At 70.1% G+C, this 23,952-nt stretch carries 23 protein-coding genes, 1 tRNA gene and 2 pseudogenes; 14 read left to right on the top strand and 12 right to left on the bottom strand.

Going from position 1 to position 23,952, the window contains the following annotated elements:
- Positions 1-14 precede the first annotated feature (14 nt).
- From ACGFW6_RS13080 to ACGFW6_RS13070, 3 genes are read right to left on the bottom strand one after another with little or no spacing between them, the layout of a single operon-like run.
- Positions 15-758, bottom strand: a complete 744-nt coding sequence (locus tag ACGFW6_RS13080; protein ID WP_393507662.1) for a hypothetical protein — start codon at positions 756-758, stop codon at positions 15-17.
- Positions 755-2,056: a hypothetical protein gene (locus tag ACGFW6_RS13075; protein WP_393507660.1), complete on the bottom strand. Its 1,302-nt coding sequence runs from the start codon at positions 2,054-2,056 to the stop codon at positions 755-757. Before ACGFW6_RS13075 ends, ACGFW6_RS13080 begins: the two co-directional genes overlap by 4 nt.
- 5 nt (positions 2,057-2,061) lie before the next feature.
- Positions 2,062-2,367, bottom strand: a complete 306-nt coding sequence (locus ACGFW6_RS13070; RefSeq protein WP_393507658.1) for a hypothetical protein — start codon at positions 2,365-2,367, stop codon at positions 2,062-2,064.
- 217 nt (positions 2,368-2,584) lie between these two features.
- On the opposite strand from ACGFW6_RS13070, the gene ACGFW6_RS13065 reads away from it, so the two are divergent.
- The 7 genes from ACGFW6_RS13065 (at position 2,585) to ACGFW6_RS13035 (ending at position 12,842) form a co-directional block, all read left to right on the top strand.
- Positions 2,585-3,649 carry a hypothetical protein gene (locus tag ACGFW6_RS13065; RefSeq protein WP_393507653.1) on the top strand — a complete coding sequence of 355 codons (1,065 nt, stop codon included), beginning with the start codon at positions 2,585-2,587 and terminating at the stop codon, positions 3,647-3,649.
- A gap of 336 nt (positions 3,650-3,985) precedes the next feature.
- The gene (locus tag ACGFW6_RS13060; protein ID WP_393507652.1) at positions 3,986-5,344 is read left to right on the top strand and encodes an FG-GAP and VCBS repeat-containing protein; all 1,359 of its coding nucleotides are present in this window, start codon (positions 3,986-3,988) and stop codon (positions 5,342-5,344) included.
- A 269-nt stretch (positions 5,345-5,613) separates the two neighbouring features.
- Entirely contained in the window at positions 5,614-7,089 is a 1,476-nt protein-coding gene (locus tag ACGFW6_RS13055; protein WP_393507650.1) for an FG-GAP and VCBS repeat-containing protein, read from the top strand.
- A gap of 122 nt (positions 7,090-7,211) precedes the next feature.
- The gene (locus ACGFW6_RS13050; protein ID WP_393507648.1) at positions 7,212-8,624 is read left to right on the top strand and encodes an FG-GAP repeat protein; all 1,413 of its coding nucleotides are present in this window, start codon (positions 7,212-7,214) and stop codon (positions 8,622-8,624) included.
- Between the two features lie 103 nt (positions 8,625-8,727).
- Positions 8,728-10,158: an FG-GAP-like repeat-containing protein gene (locus ACGFW6_RS13045; protein ID WP_393507646.1), complete on the top strand. Its 1,431-nt coding sequence runs from the start codon at positions 8,728-8,730 to the stop codon at positions 10,156-10,158.
- Positions 10,159-10,247: 89 nt separating this feature from the next.
- Positions 10,248-11,699, top strand: coding sequence for an FG-GAP-like repeat-containing protein (locus ACGFW6_RS13040; protein WP_393507644.1), 1,452 nt, complete (start codon positions 10,248-10,250; stop codon positions 11,697-11,699).
- A gap of 162 nt (positions 11,700-11,861) precedes the next feature.
- Positions 11,862-12,842, top strand: a complete 981-nt coding sequence (locus tag ACGFW6_RS13035) for a Yip1 family protein (protein ID WP_393507642.1) — start codon at positions 11,862-11,864, stop codon at positions 12,840-12,842.
- A gap of 77 nt (positions 12,843-12,919) precedes the next feature.
- Here ACGFW6_RS13035 and ACGFW6_RS13030 read toward each other — a convergent pair whose 3' ends face one another.
- The 5 genes from ACGFW6_RS13030 to ACGFW6_RS13010 form a co-directional block, all read right to left on the bottom strand.
- Entirely contained in the window at positions 12,920-13,510 is a 591-nt protein-coding gene (locus ACGFW6_RS13030) for a hypothetical protein (RefSeq protein WP_393507640.1), read from the bottom strand.
- Positions 13,507-13,686, bottom strand: a complete 180-nt coding sequence (locus ACGFW6_RS13025; protein ID WP_126904072.1) for a hypothetical protein — start codon at positions 13,684-13,686, stop codon at positions 13,507-13,509. Before ACGFW6_RS13025 ends, ACGFW6_RS13030 begins: the two co-directional genes overlap by 4 nt.
- Before the next feature lie 43 nt (positions 13,687-13,729).
- Positions 13,730-14,104 (bottom strand): molybdenum ABC transporter substrate-binding protein, encoded by a 375-nt coding sequence (locus ACGFW6_RS13020; RefSeq protein WP_393507638.1) that lies wholly within the window; start codon positions 14,102-14,104, stop codon positions 13,730-13,732.
- A gap of 47 nt (positions 14,105-14,151) precedes the next feature.
- Complete coding sequence (locus ACGFW6_RS13015; RefSeq protein ID WP_393507636.1) at positions 14,152-14,901, bottom strand: adenylate/guanylate cyclase; 750 nt, start codon at positions 14,899-14,901, stop codon at positions 14,152-14,154.
- 81 nt (positions 14,902-14,982) lie between these two features.
- Positions 14,983-15,735 carry a hypothetical protein gene (locus ACGFW6_RS13010; RefSeq protein WP_393507634.1) on the bottom strand — a complete coding sequence of 251 codons (753 nt, stop codon included), beginning with the start codon at positions 15,733-15,735 and terminating at the stop codon, positions 14,983-14,985.
- A 110-nt stretch (positions 15,736-15,845) separates the two neighbouring features.
- On the opposite strand from ACGFW6_RS13010, the gene ACGFW6_RS13005 reads away from it, so the two are divergent.
- Positions 15,846-16,568, top strand: coding sequence for a Crp/Fnr family transcriptional regulator (locus tag ACGFW6_RS13005; protein WP_393507632.1), 723 nt, complete (start codon positions 15,846-15,848; stop codon positions 16,566-16,568).
- Positions 16,569-17,091: 523 nt separating this feature from the next.
- Here the strand turns inward: ACGFW6_RS13005 and ACGFW6_RS13000 are convergent.
- Positions 17,092-17,199 (bottom strand): helix-turn-helix domain-containing protein, encoded by a 108-nt coding sequence (locus ACGFW6_RS13000; RefSeq protein ID WP_393507630.1) that lies wholly within the window; start codon positions 17,197-17,199, stop codon positions 17,092-17,094.
- An 820-nt stretch (positions 17,200-18,019) separates the two neighbouring features.
- Between ACGFW6_RS13000 and ACGFW6_RS12995 the strand changes: the two genes are divergently transcribed.
- Entirely contained in the window at positions 18,020-18,541 is a 522-nt protein-coding gene (locus ACGFW6_RS12995; protein WP_393507628.1) for a hypothetical protein, read from the top strand.
- Between the two features lie 88 nt (positions 18,542-18,629).
- On the opposite strand, the gene ACGFW6_RS12990 is transcribed toward ACGFW6_RS12995, so the two are convergent.
- Together ACGFW6_RS12990 and dcd are read right to left on the bottom strand one after the other, a co-directional pair.
- Positions 18,630-19,145, bottom strand: a complete 516-nt coding sequence (locus tag ACGFW6_RS12990) for a phosphoribosyltransferase (RefSeq protein WP_393507627.1) — start codon at positions 19,143-19,145, stop codon at positions 18,630-18,632.
- On the bottom strand, positions 19,142-19,717 hold the full coding sequence (dcd, locus tag ACGFW6_RS12985) for a dCTP deaminase (protein WP_393507625.1): 576 nt from the start codon (positions 19,715-19,717) through the stop codon (positions 19,142-19,144). Before dcd ends, ACGFW6_RS12990 begins: the two co-directional genes overlap by 4 nt.
- A 537-nt stretch (positions 19,718-20,254) precedes the next feature.
- Here dcd and ACGFW6_RS12980 point away from each other — a divergent pair.
- A tRNA-Gly gene (locus ACGFW6_RS12980) sits at positions 20,255-20,328 on the top strand.
- A gap of 49 nt (positions 20,329-20,377) precedes the next feature.
- Here ACGFW6_RS12980 and ACGFW6_RS12975 read toward each other — a convergent pair.
- A pseudogene (locus ACGFW6_RS12975) lies at positions 20,378-21,188 on the bottom strand (tyrosine-type recombinase/integrase); the annotation flags it as partial.
- On the opposite strand from ACGFW6_RS12975, the gene ACGFW6_RS12970 reads away from it, so the two are divergent.
- The 4 genes and pseudogenes from ACGFW6_RS12970 to ACGFW6_RS12955 all read left to right on the top strand — a co-directional run bounded on the left by ACGFW6_RS12970 (position 21,139) and on the right by ACGFW6_RS12955 (position 23,904).
- Complete coding sequence (locus tag ACGFW6_RS12970; RefSeq protein WP_393507846.1) at positions 21,139-21,468, top strand: hypothetical protein; 330 nt, start codon at positions 21,139-21,141, stop codon at positions 21,466-21,468. The pseudogene ACGFW6_RS12975 and the gene ACGFW6_RS12970 overlap by 50 nt on opposite strands.
- A gap of 4 nt (positions 21,469-21,472) precedes the next feature.
- Positions 21,473-21,844: pseudogene (locus ACGFW6_RS12965) on the top strand (hypothetical protein); the annotation flags it as partial.
- 88 nt (positions 21,845-21,932) lie between these two features.
- Entirely contained in the window at positions 21,933-22,178 is a 246-nt protein-coding gene (locus tag ACGFW6_RS12960) for a hypothetical protein (protein WP_393507623.1), read from the top strand.
- A 535-nt stretch (positions 22,179-22,713) separates the two neighbouring features.
- On the top strand, positions 22,714-23,904 hold the full coding sequence (locus ACGFW6_RS12955; protein WP_393507621.1) for an IS110 family transposase: 1,191 nt from the start codon (positions 22,714-22,716) through the stop codon (positions 23,902-23,904).
- Positions 23,905-23,952: the final 48 nt, after the last annotated feature.

The following is a 23,952-nucleotide window of genomic DNA, read 5'->3' as shown; positions in this document are numbered from 1 at the left end:
GTGCCCGTCCCGGGTCATCCGAAGTCCGAGGCGATGTCGCCCGCGGTGCCACCCGGGCCGTCGGGCCCGTCACCTCGTGCGGCGCGCTCGATCTCCGGCATCGGATCGTGGAAGGACACCGTGTGCGCGATGCCCGCCATCATGTCGCGGTAGTGCTCCCGGGACCCCACGGCCGTGCTGCTCAGCGTCAGGACGCCCAGCTGTGTGCCCGAGGGGGCCGGGACGTAGAGGGTGCACTGGTACAGGTCCTGACCCGGTACGCCGTCCAGGTCGGGCGTGGTGACCAGGGTGTCGGAGATCGAGGCCGGACGGCCACCTGGCAGCGTCAACAGCTCGACGTTCTGGGCGCTCTCGCGCAGCGTGACCGCGCGCACCGCCGTGATCTTGGCCGGGGCCCAGTCGATGTCCCTCAGCGCCACCGTGAACACGGACATGGCGGAGGAACCGTTGTCCGCGATGTGCATGCCTAGCGAGCAGGCGATGACGCCCTCGCTCCGCATCCGGGCGGCCATGAACCGCACGTCGCGCAGGGCTCCCGTGTACCGGTCGCGCTGATCGACGGGGGCCAGGCCGAGTACCACCTCCATCGCCTGCTGGAGGTGGGTCTCCTGCGCCGAGCCCGGTTCGGGATCGAGGGCGTCGATGGGGACATTGAAGTACCCGGCAGGCAGCGCGTACCAGATCTTCGAGCTCGGGTCCCTGGCCGAGTCGTCGATGACCAGACGCAGCGGCGGCTGCCCGGCCGCTTCCCGGGTCATCGCAGCACCCTCGCGACGTTGCCGATGACCGCGACGGCGCCGGGTCCGTCGAACAGCCCCGCGCGGGCCGCGTCGACCCCGGTGGCGGTGTCCTTGCCGGCGTCGCTCTTCAGGGCGTCGATGTTCTCGGCGGCCAGCCCGTAGCCCGCGGTCACCACACCAGTGATCGGGGAGACGTAGTCCATGCCCGCTCTGATGGCCTGGCTGCCACCCGCCGCGTGCGCCACCAGGTCTCCGACGGGGTTGTAGGAACCCGCGGTCGCGATCCGGCCGGCGGCCGTGACGGTGTCGTCGGCGAACCGGCCGAGGAACTGCCCGGCGCTCACCGCTTCGGACGCGAACCTCGTCGACTGGACCGCACCGTTGAGGCCACGGCTCACGGCACCCACACCCGGCACCGCGCCGAGTGCGTCACCGGCGAGCCCCACGGAGTTCTCCCAGAAGTCCGCGTCGAACTCGCCCTTGGTGAACCCGTCCGCGAGCGAGGCCCGCACCTTGGGGTCGGCGAGCCGTGAGCCCATCGTCGCCAGGCTCAGCGCACCGGCGGCGAGCAGCATCGCGATCCCGAACGGCCCCGTGCACAGCAGCGCCAGCAGTCCGGCCACCGCCGCCAGCACGCTCAGAATGTTGGTGAGGTTGTCCCCGATCCAGCCGAGCGCCTTGCTCAGCCACCCCGGCTCCTCCGGCGCCAGATCCTTCGTGGCGTCCTTCAGCTTCTTCGCGAGGTCCCGCGCCTCGTCCTCGTGCGTCCCCTCCAGCTCCCGCGCCTTGCGCATCACTCCGTCCAGCGCGCTCTGCGCGTTGTTGACGGCGGCGACGGCGTCGTTCAGCCGGTCGTTGGCCGCGTTCAGCCGGGCCTGCGCGTTCTGCAGCTCCGGACCCTCCTGGAAGGTCTGTCCCGCCAGCTTCAGGTCGGGGTCCTGCTTGGCCGTCTCGTGCCGGGAGTTGGCGGTGTTCAGATCGCCCTTGTGGTCGCCCGCCTCGATGTCGTACTTGTGCGCCAGCTCCCTGCGGCCGGTCAACCCGCCGTGCCAGGCGCCGAGGTGGCCTGCCGCCTTGGTCAGAGACGTGTGGGCGTCCTTCATGTACTTCGGCAGATCGCCGTCGAGGGCCTCGCGGAAGCCGACGGCCGCGTCACCCTCCCAGAAGCTGGACTCACCGAGCAGTTTGTCGATCTTCTGGTACGCGGTCTGCAGCGCGCTCGCCGAATTGACGAGCTGGGTGCGGAGCTTCTCGACCTCGCCCGGCTCGCCCGGCACGGGGTTCCAGCCGAGGTGGACGTAGGGGTTCTGTGCCATCGCAATCACTTCCCCGCGGCCGCGGCCCGCTTGAAGCTCTCCTCCAGGGAGGTCTCCACTTCGCGGTAGTTGTCCGTGTTCTTCCGCAGACCCTCGGTGAGCTTCCCGATGCGTTCCTTGATCTGCTCGTTGCCGTACCGCCAGCGCTCCTGGAACGCGTCACACGCCTCGTCGAGCTCCGGCGTGCCGATCTGGTCGGACCTCACGTGCTGGAGAGCGGTTCGCACCTGCTCAAGGGAGTCGTTGGCACCGTCGAGGTCCTTGGTGAAAGTCGCGAGCTGATCAATATCGGTCCTGAACTGGCCCCCCATGCAGGCCTTCCCCCTTCGCGAACGCATCAGCAAACGGCACCGGCGGCCGAAGGGCCGATCATGCCATGCAGGAGTGAACGTCCTGTGCCGAGGTTGCGAAGGTCGTTCGGGTGGGCCTCGCGGTCGGGATCTGTTCAGGTGTGACAGGTGGAACCGCGGGCGGGGCGGGGGTGCTCTGTCTTGTAGGCGGACAAATGCGGGGGGTGTCGTGAGCCGGGTGCTCTACAGCGAAGAGTCGTGGAATCCGCTGGCGCGGACCGTGGAGTTGACCGATGAGCGGCTGCGCGGCGGCGGCAGGATCACGCCATTGAGTGAGCTGAACCTGGTCGCCATGGCTGAGGCGTTCCAGCGCGGGTGCTGGCTCGGCGGCGGCGGAGCGGAACGCCCGTTGCAGCGGCTGGCGCAGGGCACCGGGGTCGTTCCCGTGACCCGTGTCACCGGCACCACCACTCCGGTGCGGGTGCGGCGGGCGGCCGAGTTCGCGCACCGGCTGGGGGAGCTGGCGGTCTGGCGGTGCGGTGGGCCGGACCAGGTGGCGGCCCTGGCGGCCCGCGCCCGGGCCGAGGGCGTACCGCTGTGGATCGCCCGGCGGGTCGCGCCGGGGCCCGCCGGGCCGATCGCCGTGGCGGTGGACCGGCGCCTGGTGCGCGTGGACGTCTGGGGGCCGCACGCTCCCGTCGTACGGATCCGGGCGCCGTACGGCTTCCGACGTGACGGCCTCGACCCTGCCCAGGGCCTGCGTCTGACGGTCGGCGAGGTCACGGCGCAGCTCGAACTGCGAAGGAAGATGCGCAAGTCCAAGAGTTCCGTGGAGGTACGGCTCCCGGGACAGCACTGGGTGCTGCGGCGGGAGAACGCGTCGAGCTCGTGGCTGCTGCGCGACGAACGGCCCGTCGCCCTGCTGGGGCGGCCCCCGCGCCGACCGGGCCTGGAGCCGGGCGTGTTGCTGCGGCCGCTGTCCCCCGTGCGGTACGAGAGCCCCGACCCGCTCGACGCCGTCATGGCGCAGACCTTCGCCGTCGCCTTCGGGCTCGGCGACACCACGGGCTGGGCGCGGTTCCGGTCGGAGCGGCGCCCGCTGAACGGGGGTGAGCCGATCGCCACCGACGACTGGTGGGACCGCGCCTGGTTCAGCAACCTCGGCAACAGCGGCGCCGACAACGAACCGGGCGGCGGCGACGGCTGGGGCGGGGACGGCGGAGGCGGCGGCGACAGCGGTGGGGGCGACGGCGGGGGTGGGGGCGGAGACGGTGGTGGAGGCGGGGGCGGGGGCGGCGACTAGGCCGTCTCGCCCGGATCACCCGTACAACCCTTACGCCCGTCCATTCGGATCACCCGTACAACCCCTATGTCTCTCCACCCGGATCACCCGTACAACCCTTACGCCCCTCCACCCGGATCACCCGTACAACCCCTATGTCTCTCCACCCCGACCACCCGTACAACCCTTACGCCCCTCCACCCCGACCACCCGTACAACCCTTACGCCCCTCCAAGGGTCTCCTGAGCGCCGATCACCCGGTGAAGCCGAGGACAACTCCCGGCGAACGCGGGCGGACCGGCGCCCCCCGGCTCGGCATGATCACGGCCGGCCAGACCCAAGGAGCCTCCTCTCTCCATGCGCAGACACACCTCGGCGGCCCTGGCCGCCGCCCTCCTCGGCGCGGGCCTGACCCCGCTCGCCCTGAGCGCCCCGGCGTCCGCCGCGGTCGCCAGGCACTACGACGACTTCAACGGCGACGGCTACCGGGACCTGGCGTACAGCCACTCCTACCGAGGCATCTCCGGGGCCGACGGCTGGGAGGGCGGCGCCGTCAACGTCGTCTACGGCAGAGCGGGCGGTCTCGACACCGCGCACACCCAGGTCGTCCACCAGGACAGCCCGGGCATCCCCGGCACCGGTGAGGAGGACGACTCGTTCGGCGAGTCGATCACCAGCGCCGACCTCAACAAGGACGGCTACGCGGATCTGATCGTCGGCAACCCGATGGAAGCGGTCGGCAGCGCGCGGTACCGCGGCACCGTCACCATCGTCTGGGGCTCCAGGTCCGGCCTGTCCGGGGGCACCAACCTGACCCCGGCGTCCGGCGCCGGCAGCTACTTCGGCCGCGACCTCGCCACCGGCGACTTCAACGGCGACGGCTCGCCGGACCTCGCGGTCATCGGCGGCGAGGAAACCTGGCTGTACCGCGGCGGCTTCACCAAGTCCGGTACGACGGGCAGCGTCAGCAGGATCGACAAGGCGGGCCGGGGCTGGTACTCGTCCGGCCTCGCCGCCGGCAAGGTCAACGGTGACGGCAGGACCGACCTGGTGGTGCTCGGCGAGCAGTTCGTCGACAACAAGCCGGTCCCCCGCATCTGGTTCCTCAAGGGCTCCTCGGGCGGCCTGACGTCGGGCGCCTCCAAGACGTACACCAGCGCTCCCTGGACCGCGGCGATCGGCGACTTCGACAAGGACGGCTACGGCGACATCGCCGTCGGCCTGCCCGACAACAACGACGGCAAGGGCATCGTCAGCGTCTGGCGCGGCACGTCCGCCGGGCCGAGCGGCTCGATGACGTACAACCAGGCCGCCTCCGGCGTCTCCGGCACCCCGGAGGCGAACGACAACTTCGGCTACGCCGTCTCGGCGGGCGACACCAACGGCGACGGCTACGCGGACCTGGCGGTCGGCGTGCCGCACGAGGACGTGAACGGGCTGGCGGACCAGGGCGGCGTGCACATGTTCCGGGGCGGGTCCGGCGGCCTGACCGGTTCGCGGTCGTCGTGGATCCCGCAGACGGTTCAGGGACGTCCGGCCGACTCCTACGAGTCCTTCGGCTTCGCGCTGCGTGTGCGCGACGTGACCGGCGACGGCAAGGCGGACCTGGCCGTCGGCGCGACGGACGTCAGCGTGCTGCTGCGCGGCTCGACCGGCGGTCCGACGGCCACGGGTCTGACGGAACTGCCGGAGATGGGCGGGGCCTTCAGCGACTGAGGTTCAGCGACTGAGGTGACGTATGGGGGCGGCGGGTCCGGTGGCGTGGTGGTGATCATCGCGCGCCGGGCTCCCGCCGCGTCGGAAGCAGGTCTCAGCAAGCTCAAAGATTTAACGATCTCTCGTACAACCCTTCCGCCCCACCGCGAGTCTCCTGATCGCCGACCGCTCGGTGAAGCCGAGGGTAACTCCCGGAGAACACCGCCGGTCGCACCCCACCGACTGCGGATGCCCGCCAGGCATCCCCCGCATGCAGCAGGAGAACCCGCATGCACAAGCACCAGCTGCGACTCGCCCTCGCGACGGCCACCGCGGCCGCGCTGACGGGCGGTCTGCTCACGTTCGCCGCCTCGCCGGCGACCGCCGCCGACTCGACCACCGTCCCGCACGCCGACTTCAACGGCGACGGCATCGGAGACGTGGCCTTCTCCGCCGACGGCGCCTACGTGAGCGGCAAGAAGGCCGCCGGCCAGCTCGTGGTCCTGTACGGCACCGCCACCGGCGTCTCGTCCGCCAAGCGCCACACGATCAGCCAGAACACCACGGGCGCTCCCGGCACCGCCGAGGCCGGGGACAGCTTCGGCTACGACACCGCCTTCGCCGACTTCAACGGCGACGGCTACGACGACATCGCCGTGGGCGCCTCCGGCGAGGACGTCGGCAGCGACGTCGACGGCGGCGGCCTCGCCATCCTGTGGGGCTCCGCCTCCGGCATCACCGGCAAGGGCGTCACCGTCGCCGACCCCGCCCCGTCCGCGCACGACCACTGGGGCAAGAACCTCGCCGCCGGCGACTTCGACGGCGACGGCAAGGCCGACCTGGCCGTCGGCAGCAACAACGCCACCCTGTACGTCTTCAAGGGCGGCTTCAACTCCTCCGGCACCCCGGGCGGCCGCTACACCATCAAGCCCCCGATCATGGGCACGGACGCCGACGGCCCGCTGAACCTGAGCGCCGGTGACGTCAACGGCGACAGCCGCACCGACCTCGTCGTCGACGGCTACGAGTACCAGACCGACTACGGCTGGAACGAGAACTCCTACATCCCCGGCGCCTCCAGCGGCCTCGCCATGGCGAACATCCGGACCCTCAAGCCCGGCGTGATCACCGCGATCGGCGACATCAACCACGACGGCTACGGCGACATCGTCAGCGGCGCGGCGTGGAACGCCACCACCACGGACGGCACGACCATCCCCAACTCCGCCAAGGGCGGCAAGGTCTGGGTGACGTACGGCACGGTCAGCGGTCCCGGCACGGCCACCGGCATCACCCAGGACACCGGCAACGTCCCCGGCGCCTCGGAGACCAACGACAACTTCGGCTGGGACCTCGACCTCGGCGACATCAACGGCGACGGCTTCCTCGACCTCGCCATCGGCGTGGCCGGCGAGAACATCGGCAGCACCGCGAACACCGGTGCCGTAACGATCCTCTACGGGACCGCGAGCGGTCTGAACACCACGTCGGGCGCCCAGTCCTTCGCGCAGTCGACGGCGGGTGTCCCCGGCGACGACGAGGACGACGACATGTTCGGCATCGACCTCCGGCTCGACGACGTCACCGGCGACGGCAGGGCCGACCTGATCGCCGGCTCCGCCGAGAACGACGGCAACGGCGGGGTCACCTACCTGCCCTCCAGCGGCTCGAAGATCACCACGACCGGCTCCCGTTCCATCGCCCCGAGCACCTCGGGCGTCTCGACGACGGGCACGCCGTACTTCGGCGCCAACTTCGCCGACTGAGCCATCGCACGACCGGACCGGCCGGGCCCGTCCCTCCACGGGCCCGGTCCCCGACCTTCGGAGCACCCCGGTCCCGCCCCCACCGGGCACCGGGCGCGCCCCCTCCTCCAGGAGCACCCACCTTGCGCAAGCGCCCCCTTCTCCTCGCCGTCACCCTCACCACCGGCCTGCTCACCGCGCTCCCCGCCACCACCGCCTCCGCCGCGCCCTCGGGCCTGGCCGGTGACTTCAACGGCGACGGCTACCGCGACGTCGCCGTCAGCGCGATGTGCACCACCGTCGGCTCCGCGTCCTGCGCCGGCGCGGTCGTCGTGCTGTACGGCTCCTCGTCCGGTGTGTCCGCAAGCCGCAAGGCCGTGATCACGCAGAACTCCACCGGGGTGCCCGGCACCGCGGAGTCGGGCGACCTGTTCGGGTCCTCCCTGGCCGCGGCCGACCTGGATCGCGACGGCTACTCCGACCTCGTCGTCGGCTCCTCCGGCGAGACCGTCGGCGACGGCGAAGGCGTCGGCTCCGGCACCGTGCTGTGGGGCTCCAAGTCCGGTCTGTCCGGCGGCAAGGGCCTGCCGCAGCCGTCCGGGCTCGCCGAGTACGGCGGCTTCTCGCGCGGCGCCGCGACCGGTGACTTCGACGGCGACGGCGACATGGACGTCACCCTCACCGGGCAGAACCACACGCGGCTGTACCTGGGCCCGTTCACCCGGGCAAGTGGCCCGGTCGGCAACTACCGCGTCGGCGAACTCGGCACCACCCACGACGTGATCGCGGGCGACCTGAGCGGCGACCGCGCGGCCGAGCGGGTCTACCCGTTCAGCGTGGACGGCGACGCGGGCGGCGCGGTCGACTACTACCGCTGGACCACCGGCGGCTACAAGTTCACCGAGCTGCCGAAGGCGGACGGCCTGTCGGGTTCCATCGCCGACATCAACGGCGACGGCTACGGCGACCTGGTCCTCGGCGACTCCTCCGACCCCAACAGCGTCAAGCCCGGCGGCCACAAGGGCGGCCAGATCACCGTCTGGTACGGCGGCCCGAACGGCCCCGACCCCGCGCAGACGCCGACCGTCATCCACCAGGACAGCGCCAACGTGCCCGGCTCGGGCGAGACCGACGACGGTTTCGGCATGTACCTGAGCACCGGCGACATCAACGGCGACAAGTTCGCCGACGTCGTCGCCGCCGCCCCCGGCGAGGACCTCGGCGCGGCGCACGACGCCGGCTCGGTGACCGTGCTGTTCGGCTCGGCGACCGGCCTGAAGACCTCGGGCTCGAAGTCGTACACGCAGGACACCGCCGGTGTCCCCGGCACCGCCGAGTCCGGGGACCGCTTCGGCTCCGCGGTCGACCTCACCGACATCACCAAGGACGGCAGGGCCGACCTGTCCGTCGGTGTCGCCGGCGAGAACGGCTCAGGCGGCCTGTGGACCCTGCGCGGCTCCTCCACCGGCCTGACCACGACCGGCGCCCAGGGCCTGACCGCCGCCGCGGTCTCCCTGCAGTCCACCTACTACTTCGGCTCGGTGATCGCCCAGTGACGCACCGACGGCCGCCCGCCGTGCTCCGCACGGCGGCCCCGGCCCCGCTCGCGCCCTGCGGGCCGGCCCTCGACTCCTGAGCTCCGACAAGGACCTACTCACCATGCGCAAGCGCACCCTGCTGCTCGCGGCCACGCTCACCACGGGCCTGCTGACCGCCCTCCCGGCCACCACCGCCGCCGCCGCGCCCTCCGGCCTGGCCGGCGACATCAACGGCGACGGCTACCGCGACGCCGTCATCACCGCGCCCCTCGCCAAGGTCGCCGGCAAGAGCAACGCCGGCTACGTCGCCGTCGTCTACGGCAGCGCGAGTGGCCTGAACACCGCCACGCGGCAGATCATCAGCCAGGACACCACCGGTATCCCCGGCGTCCCGGAGAGCGGCGACCACTTCGGTGACCGTGCCACCACCGGCGACCTGGACGACGACGGCTACACCGACATCGTGGTCGGCGTGCACGCCGAGCGGATCGGCTCGACCGACGACTTCGGCGCCCTGACGGTGCTGTGGGGCGGCGCGACCGGCATCAAGTCCGGCACCGACATCACCACGCTCCCCGAGTACCGCAACGAGCTGGGCTGGTCCGTGGCGACCGGCGACTTCGACGGCGACGGCGACACCGACCTCGCGGCGGCGAACAACGCCTCCCCCGGGCTGAACGTGTTCGAGGGCCCCATCACCCGCACCGGCAGGGCGGAGGAACTCGGCGGCATCGACACCTCCGAGGAGACCGGCATCAACACCGACCAGATCGTCGCGGGCGACGTCACCGGCGACGGCACGTCGGACCTGCTGGTCATGGGCCAGGAGGAGATCAGCGGCGGCGTCCGCACCCGTAGCGTCCTGTACAAGGGAACGGCGACCGACCTCACGCCGTCGAGCAAGGTCGCGGGCGGCTACGCGGCGGTCATCGCGGACGTGAACAAGGACGGCTACGGCGACATCGTCACCGGCAACTTCATGGAGAAGTCCACGGACGAGCCCAACGGCGGCTCCGGCGGCGCGGTGACCGTGACGTACGGCGCCGCGAGCGGTCTGAGCACCCGCACGCCCGTCCGCTTCACCCAGGACACCACCGGCGTGCCGGGCGCGTCCGAGCGCAACGACGCCTTCGGCTGGAGCCTGGACGCCGGTGACACCAACGGCGACGGCTACGCCGACATCGCGGTCGGCGTGGCCAACGAGGACCTGAGCGGGAGGACGGACGCGGGCTCGGTCGTGATCCTGCGCGGCTCCTCCTCCGGCCTGACCGGCACCGGTTCCAAGGCGTTCTCGCAGGACACCAGCGGCGTGCCGGGCACCGCCGAGTCCTACGACTACTTCGGTCACTCCGTCCTGCTCACCGACGTCAGCAAGGACGGCCGCGCGGAGCTGATCAGCGGCGCCCGCGGCGAGAACGACGGCGCGAGCTCCGCCTGGGCCCTGCGCGGCAGCTCCACCGGCATCACGGCCACCGGCGCGAAGTCCTTCGGCAGCGCGACGCTGGGCGGGCCGTCCGGCCTGACCTACTTCGGCGACGTACTGGCGGGCTGACCCGCCGGCCCGCACACCCGCGCGGCCCCACGGACGCGCGGGTGCCGGGCACCCCCACCCCACCCACACCACCGCGGGAGGAACCCCACATGCTGCGGCACCACCGCAACAGCAACCGCAACCGCCTCCACTCCCTGGCCCTGGCCACGGCGACCGTCGCCGCCACCCTGACGGCCGCCCCGCTGCTCACGGCGGCGCCGGCCGCGGCGGCCCCGGCCAAGTACGCCGACGACTTCAACGGCGACGGCTACCGCGACCTCGCCACCGCTGCCCCGTACACCCCGGTCGGCGGCAAGACCGACGCGGGCGCGGTCGTCGTCAACTACGGCTCCGCGAACGGCATCAGCGCCACCCGCCGCACCGTCATCACCCAGAACACGGCCGGTGTCCCCGGCACCGCCGAGCAGGACGACGAGTTCGGCCAGGCCCTCGCCTCCGGCGACCTGAACCGCGACGGCTACGCCGACCTCGTGGTCGCCTCCACCGGCGAGAACACCGACGCCGGCGCCGTCGTGATCGTCTGGGGCAGCAGCAGCGGCCTGTCCGGCGGCCAGGTCGTCCCCGACCCGGCACCCTCGGCCCACGACGAGTACGGCATGTCCCTGACCGTCGGCGACTTCAGCGGGGACGGCAAGGCCGACCTCGCCGTCGGCAGCACCGGCAGCGACATCTGGATCCACCAGGGCGGCTTCCTCAAGGCCTCCGGCGCCGCGTCCCGCTACCAGCTCACCACCGACCTCTACACCGGCGCGATCTACGGCTCCCAGAGCCTGGCCGCCGGCGACGTGAACGGCGACGGCACCGCCGACCTGGTCGTCAGCGGCACCCAGGCGGAGACGTACGACGACGGCACCTTCGTCTACCTCGGCTCCGCCTCCGGCCTCACCCGCCAGGCGTTCCTCAAGAACGGCGCCTACGAGCTGGCGACGGTCGGCGACCTCAACGGCGACGGCTACGCCGACGTCGTCGCCTCCACGTTCGGCGACGACGGCGCGACCAGCCTCGGCGGCGTCGTCAGGGCCTACCTCGGCAGCGCGAGCGGCGTGCGCACCCAGCCGCAGGCCACGATCACCCAGGACACCGCCGGCGTCCCGGGCTCGGACGAGGTGGGCGACTGGTTCGGCAACGCCCTGTCCCTCGCCGACGTCAACCGCGACGGCTACGCCGACCTGGCCGTGGGCACGATCCACGAGGACGTCGGCACCGCCGAGATCGCCGGCAGCGTCACGGTGCTGCGCGGCTCGGCCGCCGGCCTCACCACGACCGGCGCCCAGTCCTTCACCCAGAACACGGCCGGTGTCCCCGGCACCGCCGAGTCCGCCGACCGCTTCGGCGCGTCGGTACGCCTGTCCGACCTGAACGGCGACGGCCGGGCCGACCTGTCCGTCGGCGTGGACGGCGAGAACCACCCGGCGGGCTCGATCTACCACCTGCGCGGCGCCGCCTCCGGCATCACCACCAGCAACGCGATCAGCTTCGGCCCCGGCTCGCTGGGTCTGCCCTCGGGCTATCTGCGACTGGGCCAGGTCATGCTGCGCTGATCCCGACCACCCGGCCGGTCCTCCCCGTACGGCGCAACCCCGACGGGACACCCGCGGGAGGGCCGCCGCACCCCCTAGGGGATGTCACAGGTCGGCCGCAAAGCCGGGCCCTGACCGCAGGGCCCGGCACACCGATCTCCGGGACCAGGTACGTTCGAAGACGTGGCTGGATTCAGGATCGGACGGGGCAGCCGGAACAACGGCACCCCGCAAACGCGCCCCCAACAACCTCCGTACGGGCAGCAGGCGCCCCAGGGACCGTCGTACGGCTATCCCCCGCCGCCGCAGCAGCCGCACGGCGGCCCGGGCGGCGGCGGTGGCGGCTGGCCGCAGGCGAACAGGGGCGGCGGCCAGGGCGGTTACGGTCATGGCGGGCACGGTCATGGCGGGCACGGTCATGGCGGGCAAGGTCATGGCGGGCAAGGGAACCACGGCGAGCCGGAGTACTTCGGCGACGGCGGCTACCCGCACGGCGCCGGCGGCGCCCCCGACCCGTACGCGGCGAACAACCCGGGCCACACCCAGGCGTTCTCGGTGGGCGAGGACCCCTACACCCAGGGCGGCACCTACCAGGCGGGCTCGGCCCCGGCCGGCCCGATCGGCCCCCGGCTGCACTGGAAGGCCCTCCTGCGCGGCGTCGTCCTCTCCCCCGCGCAGACCTTCCTCCAGATGCGGGACTACACGATGTGGGGCCCCGCCCTGATCGTGACGTTCCTCTACGGCCTGCTCGCCGTCTTCGGCTTCGACACCGCACGTGAGGACGCGATCAACGCGACCCTCTCCAACGCGATCCCGATCGTCCTGACGACGGCCGTCGCGATGGTGGTGTCCTCCTTCGTCCTGGGCGTGGTCACCCACACCCTGGCCCGCCAGCTCGGCGGAGACGGCGCCTGGCAGCCCACCGTCGGCCTGTCGATGCTGATCATGTCCCTCACGGACGCGCCGCGCCTGATCTTCGCCATGTTCGCGGGCGGCGACGCGCCCCTGGTCCAGGCCCTCGGCTGGGCGACCTGGCTGGCGGGCGGCGCCCTGCTCACCCTGATGGTCTCCAAGTCCCACGACCTGCCGTGGCCGAAGGCCCTGGGCGCGAGCGCGATCCAGCTGATCGCGCTGCTGTCGATCGTGAAGCTCGGCACGTTCTAGCGGACGGCCGTCCACGGAGGAAGGGGCCCCTGCCGACACCGGCAGGGGCCTCTTCGCGTGGTCCGCCCACGTCGGCGCTACGGCGCTCCGCGGCCGTTCCGGCTGCCCGCCGGGGACGCCTGTGCGCGTCGAACCGTGCGGTGCAGGCCCGGGTCGAGGCCCCGCAGGGCGGCCTCGACGTCCTCCCGCAGGCGGCGCATGACGCTCACACCGTCCGTCACCCCGTCCGACAGCGTCCACGTACGGATGCCCCACTCCGCGTCCACCCGCCGGCCGCCCTCCGCGGCCGCACTCAGCCGGAGCGACGCGGTGAAGTTCCGTCGCGAGAGGGCGCTGCCGTACGCGACGACCACCTCGGAGTCCGACGCCTCCAGGACGTAGGCGTCGGCCAGGAGCGCCGGGCACTGCGGGGCGAGCCGCACGGACGACAGCACCGCCTCCCGGATCCGCCCCGGCTCGGCCGTCAGGGTGAAGTGCAGCTGCTCGGCCACCAGCCGCTGTCCCTCCCGGTGGTCGCGCCGGGCGAACAGATGCTGCTTGGCCTTCGCACGGCCGTAGTCCTTGAGCTTCCCCCACAGCACGGCGACGACCACGAGGGCCACCAGCGCCAGTACGCCCAGCAGCGTTGCGGGGATCCCGTCCGCCCCGCCGGGCGACGTCCCGTTCACCGGCTGCGGCTCTGGTCGCGCAGCTTCTTGCCCGCGAGTGCGGCGCCGGCGCCGATCATCGCGAGCACTCCGTAGGTGACGAACAGTCCCATGCTCGTCGTGCCCACCTTCAACAGCACGGCCATGACCACGAACAGGGCCGTGCCCGCCCCCATCAACACCTTTTCCACGCTCACCCGGCTGCCCCTTTCCTCACCTGGCTGATCGATGTGTCCTGGCTCACCCGAAGGACGGGGTCGAGCCCATTCCGAGCGGATGGCCGCAGAGCGTGGCCACGCTCCCGGTGGCTTCGCTCAGTTCCAGCAGGGACGTCTCGTCGGCGTCCGAGATGGCCTCCAGCCGCTCCGCGTCCGCGGAGAGGTCCTCCGGCCCCTCGTAGCGGTCGGCCACGTCCGCGAGCTCGCCGGCCGCCCAGAACACCGGGTCGCCGACCACCGTGCCGATGCCGATCCGGTCGTTCAGGGAGCCGTACCGCTCACACACCTCCTCCCTCGACGTCGGTCCCGTGGCGCACCCGGCGGTGGCCAGTGCGAGCAGCCCGACGGCCGCCACGGCTGCGGCGATCCTCCGTGGCCCCCCGGCTCGACGCGTCATCGCCCTCCCCCTCTCTCCGCTGCTTCCTGCTGCTGCGCCCCGGCCCGTCACCGACCGCCCCGCCACCGGCGGGAACGGGGGGCGGGCGGCTCGCTCACCCGGGCGTCGCCGCCCGCCACGACCGCGCCGTTCATGTGCACGCTGTGACCGGCGCTGATGGACACCCCGCCGCGCCCGTCCCGGTCCCGCCCGTCGTCCTCCGAGGCGGCCGCCTCGCGGGCGATCCGCAGCGCGCAGGCGTTGTCCCCGGGCACATGCAGCCACGCTCTGGCGCGGGTCTCCTTGACCTGGAACGTGACCGCGTGGAACGTCGTGGGTTCCACTCCCGGAAGCCCGGCCCGTACCACCGAGTCGTGGACCACCTCGGACACCACCAGAGCCGTGTCGCTCGCGGCCTCGTCGAGTGCCTGCCGCAGCGGCTCACCGTCGCAGAGCCGGAAGACGTGGTTGACCGCGTTCCCCGCGAAGCCGTGACCGTCGCGATGCACGGCCCCGGCGTGCACGGCGATCCTGAGCCGCAGCAGCGGATCGCTGCGCCGTCTCGCGCCCAGCCCGTGTTCCAGCCGGGGCAGCACCTCGGTGAACAGGGCCTGCACCGGCAGGGCCGGCGGTATGACCACCAGCACGCCGTCCCCCCGGTCCTCCTGGGGGCACCGCCGCCACCACTCGTCGGTGAACGCGGCCTGCAACTCGGCGTAGAGGTCCTCCCGACTGCGCAGTTGGTCACGGTCGCTGCGCGCGCTGAATCCCTTGATGTCGGCGAAGACCAACGGGGCATGCTGGGCATGGGTGAGCACGACGGAGGTCCCTTTCTGTCCTGGGACGGGTCGGCCGGCTTCCGTCCTGGAGTACGGCGGCCGACGGGTCGGGTCGGCCGGTCACGACGTCGGGAGCTGGAACCCGGCGCACTTCAGTTCCTGGCTCTTCGCGTCGACCAGCGAGAGGAAGAGCCCGGCGCCGCAGAGCTTCAGCAGCCCGTAGTCGGAGGTGTTCAACTGCCAGCGCCCGCCGCTGCGGACGAGCCGTGCGGTGCCCTGGCTCCGGCCCTGCCAGCTGAGCTCGACCTGGGCACCGGAGTCGATCTCCTCGGGCTCTCCGAGGCCGACTTCCTCGACCCGGTCCCGGTACGACGGCGACTTCGCGGCGAACGCCGGGTTCATGGTGGTCTCACAGGTGCCGTCGCCGGGCTGTACGAGATGGCACCAGGAGGCCGCGTCCCCGAGCCGCTCGGCCAGCCGGGTCTGCTCGACCGTGTGCAGCGCGCCGGCGAGCCCGGGCTCGTCCACCACGGACACGTCGACCGCCGGGTCGGACCCCAGGGAGACCCCGGTCCAGATCGAACTCGACAGGGCGACAACGGCGAGGCCGCCGGCCAACAGGGGGTTGGCGATGGCCCATTGCCTGGCCTTCTGGACGATGGTGATGTGGTCGCCGTGCACGACGTGGGCGTCGCCGCCGGCCACGACCGCGCCTCCGCTGATGGTGGTGTCGCCCCCGGACCGAATGTCCACCTGGTTCTGCCGGCTCACCTGGTCGTACCGGCTCCGCCGGCTCTGCCGGTTCCGCGAGCCGTGTGCGTGCTGCCCCTGGTCCGGATCGGGACGACGCGGCGACTCCCTCTCTTCGAGCATTTGTCACACCTGTCTACTCATGTGTCCGCAAGGCACATAAGAGCAGCACCAAGACAGCCAAAACGATGCAACTGCCTCGTAAGGCAGGTCGAGTTTGGGACGCTCCCGGCGTGAGGCACAAGACGTTCTGGGACACCCTCGACGGCGACGAACGCAGGGCGATGGAGCAGGCCGGGCGGACTCCGCGGGCGCCCGTCGAACCCGGCGAGACGATCTTCCGGCAGAGCGACATCGCCGACCGGGCCGCCGTGATCATCAGCGGCGCATGCCGTGTGCTCTGGCACGGCGAGAACGAACGCACGACCTATCTGGCCTCCCGGCGGCGCGGCGAGCTCATCGGGGAGATGGGCCTGCTGGACGACGGGCCCCGGAACGCGACCGTGACGGCACTGAAACGGACGTACATCCGCTGGTACGGGCGGGAGGCGTTCGAGGGACTGCTCGCCGAGCATCCGGGGATCCTGCGGAAGGTGTTCATGACCGTGTGCACACGGTTGAAGGAGTCGGACCACCACCGCGTCGTCGTCGCGGGCGCCCCCGCCCGGCTCAGACTCGGCCGACTGCTGTTGCAGCTGGCGGAGGCGGAGGGCGAGTCCACCTCTCTCGGCATCGAGATCAGACAGGTGACGCAGGAGGACCTGGGCGACTGGCTGGGCATGGGCCGGGAGGCGGCCGGCCGGCGGGTGCGGGAACTACAGGGCCTGGGACTCCTCGGCGACGCCCCGACAAGATCCCGGATCGTCGTGACCGACATCGAGGGCCTGCGCCGCCACGCCTTCGGCCCGGAACCGGAGGAACCACCGTCGCCCACGACAGCCGACAACGGCCGATAGCCCGTCCGCCCTCCCGCAGTACGCGCGGATCAGACGGCTTCCTTGTTCGACTTGGCGGCTTCCCCGGCCTTGTGCACCGGAGGCAGCACGCTCCAGGCTGCCTTGACCCTTTGAGGGTGGTTGCGGGAAAGCCTCCGTCCCAGGCAAGCACTTAGGTGGCGTGGAGCAGACACCGCTCATCGGCCGCCAGGTGAATGTCGCCCTCCCAGACCGTAGAAGCCGCCGTCCAGCCAACCCGTACCTCCGCAGGCGCAGTCGGCAGGATCCAGCGACAGCCGAAGGCTCACGGTGTAGTGGGCTCCTTCAGGTGCCTCACTGGGGCGATGGGATCCGAGGGAACAGAAGCAGGGGAGGGACTTTCCAGGCTTCCCGGGAACGGAAACCATCATCGGTGGTGACGCAGCTACCGGAACAGGTTGGGCAGGGCTCATCTGCGATGATGAGGACAGATCGATTCGACATGGCTTGGACTCCTTCGAATCAGACGTGGCCGCGCCCGGTGTCGACGGGTGGGGCCCAACCTTCACTGCTCCGCGCTCTTGCCCCAACGGGCCACGGTCGCACGGGAGATCCCGGTTAGTTCAGCAGCGCGGCGGGTGGGGACGCCGACGCTGATGGCTTCGAGGACCAATCAACCCCTGGGCCGCAGCGAGCTACGGCCCATGAGTGGGGACCCGGACACGGAGTCCGCCGGTCAGAACGTGCCTCCGGCGGGGGCGCTCAGGCTCCGAGATGCCGGGGGCGCCTTTCGCGAGTGACGGCCGAGTGTGGCGTGCGCGGGATGGGAGCCAGGGTGAGTGGTGGGTGATGTCAGGTCCCCTACCCCTTGGCGACAAGTTGGCCGGCTGTTTTACTTTGCGCATGGTCACGGGGCTCTGCGCGTTGGTCGGCTTGTTTCTGGGCTCGCTCTTCTTGAGACGGCAAGCACGGCGGACAGCTGCTCGGGCGGAGGCAGGGGAAGCAGTCTTCTTCCAGGTCGGGGCCAACCTGCCGGACAAGGGGCGCCGATACAGCCTTGGCCTGGTACAGGCCGGAGGCGAGTTCCGATGGAAGCCCCGCTGGTCGTGGACGCGGCTGCGTGAACTCCCGACAGATCTGCGCTATGTCCGCGCACGCAGAACGACCTCCCGCGAAAGGCTGTGGCTCTCGCCCGGTCTGCTGGTGATCGAGTGTGAATCGTCTGCCGGGCCCGTACGGCTATGGGTCCGCGTGGAGCACGTGGAGCACGTTGTGGAGATGATTCGGCGTACACGTACCCCCAACTTGTCGAGCGCCCCGGATTCTGACATCAGCAGCTGACACCAACAAGTCTCTCCGTGATCGACCTGATAGGGATGAGGCCAGGCATCAGGGTGCGCACCCCCGCGTGGTGTCGCCTGTGCGGAGCCGATCGCCCGTCAACCTAGGTGGAACCCCCCAGCGCACCCCCACCTAAGTAGAAGAATGCGTCTATGGATCAGGGGAGAGCCGCCGTCTATGGAGCCTTGGTAGGAGTGGTGGGAACCCTCCTCGGCTCGTGCTTCACGTGGTTACAGCTCCGCACGCAAGCCAAGGCGAACAATGCCATGTGGCGTCGGCAAATCCAGCGAGACTCGTACGGCGTATTGATTGAACGAATCGACGCCCTGAGGAAAGCGTTCGAGCCCATCGAGCGCAGGGCCCAAGCCTCAGCATCCACTGGCACCGACCTCGATCAACTTGAGACAGCCAAGGAGACGCTGTTCGCCGAGTTCGACGCCGCGACCATCGTCGTCATGTTGGAAGGCCCAACGCCAATCGCTGAGCTAGCCATCCAAGTCGGCCACGGCCTCAGAGCGTGGGGAGCCGCGCTGGAGGATCTGGCCAAGGCAGTCACAAACGGCGAAAGCGATCTAGATAGCAAGAGGGCTCTAACGCGCTCAGTGGGTCAAGAAGCAGGAGAACTCGTGGGCACCTTTCTCTTGGCAGCTAGGCACCACCTGGACCGCGCCTAACTCGATCTGCTCAGAGACAAGTGGCCGTGCCCACCGCGTCTGATCCCCCGTTCTCGTCTTCAGAGCGTGGGCAAGCAATGAGTGCAGGTCAGAGGGCTTCCTTCGACGGAGTGATCGGCTCACCGGACCTACGTACTACAGGCAAAACACTCCACGGGAAGTTGATCCACTCATCGGTGCGCTTCCACACGTACTCGCACTTCACGAGGGAGTGGGACTTCTCGTAGATCACGGCGGACCGCACCTCGGCGACGTGCTCGACGCAGAAGTCGTGGACGAGCTTGAGCGTCTTGCCGGTGTCGGCGACGTCGTCGGCGATCAGCACCTTCTTGTCGGTGAAGTCGATCGCGTTGGGCACGGGCGCCAGCATGACCGGCATCTCCAGCGTCGTCCCCACGCCCGTGTAGAACTCGACGTTCACCAGATGGAGGTTCTTACAGTCAAGCGCGTAGGCGAGCCCGCCGGCGACGAAGACGCCGCCCCGGGCGATGCTGAGCACGATGTCCGGCTCGTACCCGTCGTCGGCGATGGTCTGCGCGAGCTCGCGGACGGCCGTGCCGAACCGCTCGTAGGTCAGGTTCTCGCGTGCCGGGCTGTCGCTCATACCGGGGTCCGGTGGAAGTTCTGGAAGGACCGGGAGGCGGTGGGCCCGCGCTGCCCCTGGTAGCGGGAGCCGTAGCGCTCGCTGCCGTAGGGGAACTCGGCCGGCGAGGTGAGCCGGAACATGCACAGCTGGCCGATCTTCATACCGGGCCAGAGCTTGATCGGGAGCGTCGCGAGGTTGGACAGCTCCAGGGTCACGTGCCCGCTGAACCCGGGGTCGATGAACCCGGCGGTCGAGTGGGTGACGAGCCCGAGCCGCCCGAGCGAGGACTTCCCCTCCAGCCGGGAGGCGAGGTCGTCGGGGAGCGTGATGACCTCGTACGTCGAGGCGAGGACGAACTCCCCGGGGTGCAGGATGAACGGCTCGTCCCCCTCGGGCTCGACGAGCCGCGTGAGGTCCGCCTGCTCGATCGAGGGGTCGATGTGGGGGTACCGGTGGTTCTCGAACACCCGGAAGTACCGGTCCAGCCGTACGTCGATGCTGGACGGCTGCACCATGGTCTGGTCGTAGGGATCGATCCGTACCCGCCCGGCGTCGATCTCGGCCCGGATGTCCTTGTCTGAGAGAAGCACGCCCCGAGGATACGCAAGGCGCGCGGAACGACGACAATCGCGCCGCCCGCGCGCCAGGCTGTCACTGCTGGTAACGCGTGTGCTTCCGCTCCGCTAATGCTTCTCCAGCTGCACCGGCACCACACTGCGGAGCCGGGCACAGCGGGGACATCGAACGAGCCGGCCGGGCCCGAGGCGCTCGGCCTGCTGCATCGGGAACGAAGCGGTGCTGAACACGTGCCCATCGGCACAACGGACGACGGTGCGCTCCATCAAGTCCTAGAGTCCCTTCCCCAAGAGCCGCGTCTGGCTGCTGCCTGCCTGACGACGAGAGGCCACATTACGGGATCAAAGGGACGGCGCTCCAGGCGGCACTCCGACCCCGCCGGGACCCTCTCACGCACCCCCACCGTACGCCCCAACTCCGGTGCCCCGCACCCGGATCTCTCCCCTGAAACGCACTCAGCCCTCGCGGCTTCAGCGCCGGAGGGCAGCGATGAGGTACAGTGACCAGGCAATCGGACACCACTCCGGATCGACACGGAGCGGCCGTCTTACGCGGGTGTAGTTTAATGGTAGAACATCAGCTTCCCAAGCTGAGAGCGCGAGTTCGATTCTCGTCACCCGCTCCATGATTAAGGCCCAGGTCAGAGACCCGGGCCTTTTTGTTGTCCATCGTGATCAGCGGTCGCGTGCCAGATTCGTGCCAGAACGCTGATCGTCTGGATCAACGGCGTCTTCTTCTGGCACAACCGCAGCTTCCTGGCGTGCCTTGCGTACGGTCGCGTCGAGTCCGGCAGCAACTTCCTGCTGTCGATCGTCGTCGGAGTGCTGATAGATCAGCGCCGCCTTCTCCGAGGACTGACCGGCCCGGACCATCGTGTCTTTGAGGGTGGCGCCGGAGCGGGTGGAGAGGGTGTGCCCCGTGTGCCGTAGGTCGTAGAACCGGAAACCCTCCGGCATGCCGACGATCTCACGCGCCTTACGCCACTTCCGCCCGAAAGTGCTTCGCCGGAAGGGAGCACCCTTCTCTCCGACGAAGAGCAATCCGTCGGGGCCCGCCTGGGCGTAGCTCTCCAGGTGCCAGCGGAGCTCCCGACGGAGGAACGCGGGAAGGATCACAGTCCGGGTACTGGCCTCGGACTTGGTTTCGCCCTGGACCCGCCGTCCGTTCATCCGCTCCGGCTCGGCGAGGCGGACACGGATACGAAGGGTGTCGAGGTCGACGTCCCGGCGACGGAGGCCGGCCAGCTCTTCCGGCCGCATCGGACCGTAGGCGCCGAGGTAGACCATCAGACGCCACCGCATCCCCACGGCGTTGGCGAGCGCGTCGACCTGGGCGACGGTGGCGATGCGCCGCTCAGCCGCCTTCTCCTTACCGGCCCCCTTGATCCGGCACGGATTGCGCGTGATCAACTCGTCATCCACGGCAGTTTCCATTGATGGCTTTCAGCAGCCGGTACGCCTTGGCCGTGATCGTCTTGGCGCCCGTGATCGCCTACCCCTTGCACCAGACGAGCGCCATCCTGCTGGGATTCCACGGTGCAGCCAGCCCCCGCCTTGCACTGCGCTGGCTACGCGAACGCATGAGCCACGTCGCAGATCAGCTCGACGCCGCGTACGCCCAGCCAGGGCGCTACTGGCTAACCGACGAGGCAGAGCACGAGCGCGCCCTGACCTACCTCGCCACGGGTACGGCCTACCAACTCACGCTGTACGACGAGAACACCCGCTACGTGCTCATCACCTACCCCCCGGGAGGCACCACGTGAACGCCCTCCCCGCGGCTACTGGTGCGAGTGCTGGACTCAGAACCTCGATAGGGACCAACGGCCGGCACTCCACGCTTCCTGCGACGCGTACTCAGCAGCGCAGGCAGACCAGTGGATAGCCGTCGCACTGCGCACCATCAGCCCAGCACTCGACGCCGCAGCGTCAGAACAAGCGTGGCAGTGGCTGTACGAGGGCCGCATCGAAACCAGGCGTGCCCTGCTCCGCGCGGAACCCTGCTCCGTCGCGGTGAACCAGGCTGGCACACGCATCACCTGGACAGTGCGGCCGGTCATCTTCCTACCGCTCGCACACCGGCTGAACATCGAACTTCCTGCCTGCGCATACGACTTCAAGCCCCTGGCGGAAGACACATAGGGCCGAGGACGGCTGCCGCTGGGCCTCCGACGTCGATACAGCCGTAATTGGTTCTCCTGTAAGCCAGCACCCAGGCATGCTCAGACGTGTGAGCGCCTACAGCAGCGACCAGGACCTGAACGTTACAGACACAACCGGGAACGGCGTCGAGGTCGACGTGGCCACCAACTTGCTTGACGGCACCGTACGGCTGTCGGTGCTCTGGACCGATGAGATCTACTTGCAACCAGCCGATGCCGAACGGGTGGCTCAAGCCCTGTCCCGTGCAGCCATGTTGGGCCGCCAAATCGCCGAGAGTCGATCCCCTGGTCCGGATGGCACTGCTGTCGGGTAGTGAGTTACAACTTTCTCTACTGGTTCAAGGCGGCTCGCTCCGCTCACCGCGCGCGGCCCGGCCCCCGGCCGGGCCTGCGCTCCTGTCTCCGCCCCGCTCCAGCCCGGCCGGCGCCCGTGCCGCGCTCAAAGCATGCAGCCACCTGATGCCAGAGAAGGGGTACGTCGTGGCTGGGGCGGTCGACTCCACGGCTTTACGGAGCCACTTTGGCGCGAGCCTCGAAGATCATGGCCCCAACGTCGTGCTTTACCGGGCAGGTCCACAGACTGCCCGACGCGCCGGAAGCTTACGGGGCCATGATCACTCGCGCCAAAGCAGCTCCAGCCCAAAGCCGCTCCGTAAGTTGTTTGGCGGTCCGGAAGAGTGGGGTGTGGCTCTAAAGTCGCTTGCCCCCGGTGGCTCCGGTGGAGTGGCCACCCCGTTCTTCGGGACGCCTGGCCGCTGATTGAGATCTGCGCATGGATCGCTGTTTACGGAGCTGACGGCGGGTGTTCCTCGGGCCGAACGGCATGCTGCCTGAACCGAGGAGACCCACATGGCCAAGCAGCTGACCCACCTCTGGGTCGGAATCGACGCCGGTAAAGCCCATCACCGGCTCGCCGCGGTCGACGAAACCGGGGCACCGATCTGGAGCAAGAAGGTCCCCAACGACGAGAGCGCGATTCTGACCGCCCTCGGCGAAATCCTCGCCCTCTCCGACAACGTGCACTGGGCTGTTGACATCGCTGGTACCGCGTCCGCGCTGTTGCTGGCCTTACTCGGCGCCCGCGGCCAACAGGCCGTCTACGTTCCCGGCCGAACGGTCAACCGGATGTCCGGGTCCTACCGCGGTGAAGCCAAGACCGACGCCCGTGACGCCTACGTGATCGCAGACACCGCCCGGCTGCGGCGAGACTTCACCGCCATCGACGTCCCCGCCCAGCTGGCAGCCGATCTGTGTCTGCTGACCGCCCACCGCACCGACCTGATCGCCGACCGCGTCCGCCTGCTCAACCGGCTCCGCGACATGCTTACCGGGATCTTCCCCGCCCTGGAACGGGCCTTCGACTACGCCGACCACAAAGGCGCGCTCATCCTGCTCACCCGCCACCAGACCCCGGCAGCCATACGCCGCCACGGCCAAGTCCGCCTCACCGCATGGCTCAAGGCACAAAACGTCCGCAACCCCGACGCGGTCGCCGCCAGCGCCCTCCAAGCCGCCAGGACTCAGCACGTCACGCTGCCGGGCCAAGACGTCGCCGCCGGCATCGTCGCGGACATCGCGACACAGATCCTCGCCTTGGACGACCGGCTCAAGCAGATCCGGCGAACCTTTCGCAGCCACCCCCAGGCCCACATCATCGAGTCCCTGCCGGGCATGGGCCCCATCCTGGGAGCCGAGTTCATCGTCGCAGCCGGTGACCTGAGCACCTACGCCGACGCAGGCCACCTCGCCTCCGCCGCCGGCCTCGTGCCCGTTCCACGCGACTCCGGACGCCGCACCGGAAACCTCCACCGCCCCAAGCGCTACGACCGACGCCTCCGCCGCGTCTTCTACCTGTCCGCCCAGACCAGCATCATCCGCGAAGGCCCCAACCGCGACTACTACTTGAGGAAGCGGACCGAGGGATGCAAACACGTCCAGGCCGTCATCGCCCTCGCCCGGCGACGTGTCGATGTCCTATGGGCTCTCCTGCGCGACGACAGACTCTTCACCTTCCACCCACCCGTCGTCCAAGCCGCTTGACGGGCCAGCACACCCCGCCCACCTGGCGATAGCCTGCGGGCCAAACCA

Source organism: Streptomyces sp. Y7, assembly GCF_043195415.1.
GTDB lineage: Bacteria > Actinomycetota > Actinomycetes > Streptomycetales > Streptomycetaceae > Streptomyces.
This window is presented reverse-complemented; position numbering and strand designations above follow the sequence as displayed.